Source organism: Cereibacter johrii (assembly GCF_001720585.1).
Lineage (GTDB): Bacteria > Pseudomonadota > Alphaproteobacteria > Rhodobacterales > Rhodobacteraceae > Cereibacter_A > Cereibacter_A johrii.
Window position 1 is genome coordinate 1 of sequence record NZ_MABH01000060.1, and the last position, 4,399, is coordinate 4,399.

The following is a 4,399-nucleotide window of genomic DNA, read 5'->3' on the forward strand; positions in this document are numbered from 1 at the left end:
CGCGCGTCATTCGCTGCAGACATAGACCGCGCCGCCCACCGCCACGACGGTGACGGCGGCAGCGGTCAGGGCGGCGGGGGCGGTGACGGTGGCGAGCGCGGTCGCCCCGAGGTTCGAGAGCGCGGCCGAGACCGAGCCGGCCGTCCCCGACAGCACCACCGCCCCCGTGCTGTTCTCGACGGCCCGGACGCCGCTCAGCACCTGACCGGCGGCGCCGGCCACCTTGCCTGCGGTCTCGGTCGAGGCGTTCACCTTCTCGCAGAAGGCCCCCGAGGGGCGCGCGCAGTGCAGATAGGCGTCGCGCTTGCCCTCGGCAAAGCCCGTGTAGGTGTTGGAATCGCGGTCGAACTGGAGGCAGAAGACCGACCGTTCGCGGTCGTTCAGCCCGGGCGTCATGGCACGCAGCGTCACATAGCCGGGGCAGGTGATCTCGCCGTACCCGCCGAGCCAGCGTTCGCGGATCGAGCGGTTGGCGCGCACCTCCTCGTCCTTGGTGTCATAGGCGAGCGCCGTGGGGAAACCCTCGAGCGAGGTCAGGCAGGCCTCGGGCTTGGCCATCGCCGCGGCGGGCGCGAGGGTGAGGAGCGTCAGGGCGGCAAGGGCGGGGAGGAAGGGTCTGCGGGACATCCGCATGGGTCTGCTCCGGGCAAGGGAGGGGACACCCTGTCTCGGACCTCGGGCGGTGGCAACGGGGGGCGGCTCAAGGATGCGTGAGCCGCCCCGCATGCCTCACTTGCCGCGGATCGTCTCGATCAGCAGCGTCACGTTCTCGGGGTCGGCCTCGGGCGTGATGCCATGGCCGAGGTTGAAGATGTGGGGCCCGTTGCGGAACGCCTCGACGACGCGCTTCGTGGCCTGCACGAGCTCCTCGCCGCCCGTCACCATGTATTTCGGATCGAGGTTGCCCTGCACGCAGGTCCGGCCCGCCTGCACCTTCTCGGCCGCCCATTCCGGGCTGACCGAATTGTCGATGGCCACGCAGTCGGCGCCGGTCTTCTCGGCGAAACCGATGTAGCCCTCGCCCGCCTCGCGCGGGAAGGCGATGACCGGCAGGCCCGGGAAGCGGGCCTTCAGCTCCGAGATGATCCGCTTGGCGGGTGCCACCGCGAAATCCTCGAAGTCCTGGCCCTTCAGCGAACCCGCCCAGCTGTCGAAGAGCTTCACCACCTCGCAGCCGGCCTCGACCTGCTTGGCGAGATATTCGATGGTGGCTTCGGTCACGCGATCCATCAGCGCCTCGAAGGCGGGGCGGTCGGTGTCCTTCAGCTTGTGCGCGGCGGCCTGATCCTTGCTGCCGCGGCCCGCGATCATGTAGGTCGCGACCGTCCAGGGCATCCCCGCAAAGCCGATGAAGGTTGTCTCCTTGGGAAGTTCGCGAGCGAGGATGCGGCAGGTCTCATAGACCGGGGCGAGCTTCTCGTGGATGTCGTCGCGGCCCTTCAGCGCGGTCACGCCCGCCATGTCGGTGATCGTCGACATGCGCGGCCCTTCGCCGGTCTCGAACCACAGGTCCGCCCCCAGCGCCTGCGGCAAAAGCAGGATGTCGGCGAACAGGATCGCCGCGTCGAACCCGTAGCGGCGGATCGGCTGGAGCGTCACTTCCGCCGCGAGATCCGGCGTGTAGCAGAGCGAGAGGAAGTCTCCCGCCTGGGCGCGCGTGGCGCGGTATTCCGGCAGATAGCGCCCCGCCTGACGCATGAGCCAGATGGGAGGCGTGGGCAGCGTCTCGCCCTTCAGCGCACGCAGCATCGTCTTGGTCATGGAGGTGCTCCTTTTCAGCTTGCCTGCTGGTTCCCAAGCTGAGCATGGGATGTCAATATGGGGAGTTGTCAGGGCAAATGGACAGCGCTAACCAAATCGGCATGACACACTCCATGCCCACCCCCGCTGAACCCCTCAAGATCGGCACGCGCGGCTCGCCGCTTGCGCTGGCTCAGGCCTACGAGACCCGCAGCCGCCTGTCGGCCGCCTTCTCGCTGCCGGAAGAGGCATTCGAAATCGTGGTCATAAAAACCACAGGTGACAAGGTCTTGGACCGTCCGCTGAAGGAGATCGGCGGCAAGGGCCTGTTCACCCGCGAGATCGAGGAGGCCCTGCTGGACGGGGGAATCGACATCGCGGTCCATTCGATGAAGGACATGCCGACGCTTCAGCCCGAGGGGCTGATCCTCGACACCTATCTCCCGCGCGAGGATACGCGGGACGCCTTCATCACCTTCGCCGAGGGGGGGCTGGCGGATTTGCCGCAGGGGGCCACGGTCGGCTCGTCGAGCCTGCGCCGCCGCGCGCAGCTCCTGAACAAGCGGCCGGACCTGCAGGTGGTCGAGTTCCGCGGGAACCTCCAGACCCGTCTGAAGAAGCTGAACGACGGGGTGGCGCGGGGCACGTTCCTCGCGATGGCCGGGCTGAACCGGCTGAAGATGGACGAGGTGCCGCGGGTGCCGATCGAGCCCGAGGAGATGCTCTCGGCCGTGGCGCAGGGCGCCATCGGCATCGAGCGCCGGATCGACGATCCGCGTGCGCAGGAGATGCTGGCGGCGATCCACGATGTGCCCACGGGGCACCGGCTCGCGGCCGAGCGCAGCTTCCTTCTGAAGCTCGACGGCTCGTGCGAGACGCCGATCGCGGGGCTCGCGATCCTCGAGGGCGATCAGCTGTGGCTGCGCGGCGAGATCCTGCGGCCGGACGGGTCCGAGTCGATCTCGGGCGAGATCCGCGGTGCGATCCCGGATGCGGCGGCCCTCGGGGTCGAACTGGCCTCGGAGCTTCTGGGCCGCGCGCCGGCCGACTTCTTCAGCTGGCGCTGAGCCGCACGGGCATGGATGGGGGGCGGCCTCCGGGCCGCCCCTTTGCCTTGCGGCGGGCCGCTGCGGGCCCGCGCGCGAGAAGCTATGGCCTTGATCCCGGGAGTGGCCGCATGCACGAGCCAAAAGACCCGGGCATGAGACGCCCCGCTGCCGCCCCGTTCGCGGCAGGCGCGCCACGCCGGGCTACGGCGGGCCCTTCCGCTGGAGCGCCCAGGCGCCGTGCGGCCGCCTCCGCGACAGTTTCTTGCGCGGGTGCGGCAACAGGCTCTCTCGGCGGGTCGCGATCCGCTGCTAACCTCGGATCATGACGGCACGGTGCCGCCGGGGTATTTGCCATGTCCCAGGTCGATGCAGCCCTTCCCTCCGACCCCTTCGCCACGGCGATCCGCGCCGGGCTGGCCGAGCCGCCGGTGCGCGTCCGGCCCCTGCCGCTGCCGGACGGCGATCAGCTCTGGCTGAAGCGAATCGAGGATCTCACCCACCGCGCCTGGCAGCGCAAGGGCGACATGCGCCGCCTGCTCCGTCGCGAGCGCGAGGCGTTCCTGCGGCTGGCCGAGGCGGGTCTTCCCGTGGGCCGGCTGGTCGGGGGCGAGGGCGACTGGCTCGTGACGCGGGACGCGGGCGCGAACCTGCGCCACCTCCTGCGCTCGCCCGACGTGCGGGGCCGCGAGCGGGTGGCGGCCTTCGCGTCGGCAGGCGAGGCGCTGGCGCGGCTGCATCGGGCGGGGATCACGCATGGCCGGCCCACGGTGCGGGCGATCTGCTGGGACGGTGCCGAGGCGCGCTTCATCAGCCTCTCGCGCTGGGGCGACCGGCGGCGCAAGCGGCATTTCGCGCTCGACGTGATGATCTTCATCCATTCCTGCCTCTGCGCCGACCGCACGTCGCACGATGTGCTGGGCGTGGCGCTGACGGCCTATCTCGCCCATGCGCCCGAAGGCACATGGCGGGCGGTGCGGCGGATGGCGATGCTGATGGGCATGATCGCCCCCGCGGCCGCGGCCCTGCGGCTGGCCCGGCCCGCCTCGCGCGAGTTGAACGCGCTGCCGCTGGCGCTCGCCTATGTGACCGAGAGGAAGCGCCGGCCCTGAGGCGGCCGACCCTGCGAGAGGGTTTGTCCGACGGGCACCCGGCGGGCCTGTGAAGGCTCCGCGCCCCGCCGTCTTTTCGGGTCGGTCGGTGACACCCGGACCCTGCTGTCCCGCATGGCGAGGACCGTCACGGCAGATCCGCCCGCGCGAGGAGCGCGCCGGGCGCGCGTGCCGGGGCGCCTCGAGGGCAGGGGCTGCGGCCACCGTGCGCCATCCCTCGGAAAGGCGGACCTTTTGTCGGAGCGATGCCCCTGCCCATCCGCCGAGATCCGTGGCATCGTGCCGCGGACGGGCGAGCGGCGGAGGGCGGCGTGAACGAGGATTTCTTCATCCTGATGGGGGTGCTGCTGGCCGCTGTCCTGTTGGCCACGCCCATCGCGACGCTGGTCCTGACCCTGCGCCATCGCCGTCTCTCGGCGCGGGTGGCCAAGCTGGAGGCGGCGCTCGCGGCGGCTCTGGCGCGACCGGGACCGGCACCCGCCGAGGCGCCTCGCGCGGAGC

At 70.9% G+C, this 4,399-nt stretch carries 5 protein-coding genes; 3 read left to right on the top strand and 2 right to left on the bottom strand.

The annotated features are described in order from the left end of the window. Window positions 1-6: 6 nt before the first annotated feature. Together A9O63_RS04230 and hemE are read right to left on the bottom strand one after the other, a co-directional pair. The gene (locus A9O63_RS04230) at window positions 7-633 is read right to left on the bottom strand and encodes a hypothetical protein (protein WP_069330809.1); all 627 of its coding nucleotides are present in this window, start codon (window positions 631-633) and stop codon (window positions 7-9) included. Between the two features lie 96 nt (window positions 634-729). After that, a complete protein-coding gene (gene hemE / locus A9O63_RS04235) occupies window positions 730-1,761 on the bottom strand; it encodes a uroporphyrinogen decarboxylase (protein WP_069330810.1) in 1,032 nt (343 codons plus the stop codon). 77 nt (window positions 1,762-1,838) lie between these two features. Here hemE and hemC point away from each other — a divergent pair, with 77 nt between their 5' ends. From hemC to A9O63_RS04250, 3 genes are all read left to right on the top strand, one after another. Then, window positions 1,839-2,807, top strand: a complete 969-nt coding sequence (hemC, locus tag A9O63_RS04240) for a hydroxymethylbilane synthase (protein ID WP_069330811.1) — start codon at window positions 1,839-1,841, stop codon at window positions 2,805-2,807. Window positions 2,808-3,142: 335 nt separating this feature from the next. After that, window positions 3,143-3,898, top strand: a complete 756-nt coding sequence (locus A9O63_RS04245) for a BUD32 family EKC/KEOPS complex subunit (protein WP_069330812.1) — start codon at window positions 3,143-3,145, stop codon at window positions 3,896-3,898. A gap of 311 nt (window positions 3,899-4,209) precedes the next feature. Continuing rightward, the coding region (locus A9O63_RS04250; protein WP_141703034.1) for a hypothetical protein at window positions 4,210-4,399 on the top strand (190 nt) is incomplete at its 3' end.

Bases quoted from the DNA above. Each gene is read 5' to 3' on its own strand.
- A9O63_RS04230 (WP_069330809.1), bottom strand. From the start codon at position 633: ATGCGGATGTCCCGCAGACCCTTCCTCCCCGCCCTTGCCGCCCTGACG.
- hemE (WP_069330810.1), bottom strand. From the start codon at position 1,761: ATGACCAAGACGATGCTGCGTGCGCTGAAGGGCGAGACGCTGCCCACG.
- hemC (WP_069330811.1), top strand. From the start codon at position 1,839: ATGGACAGCGCTAACCAAATCGGCATGACACACTCCATGCCCACCCCC.
- A9O63_RS04245 (WP_069330812.1), top strand. From the start codon at position 3,143: ATGTCCCAGGTCGATGCAGCCCTTCCCTCCGACCCCTTCGCCACGGCG.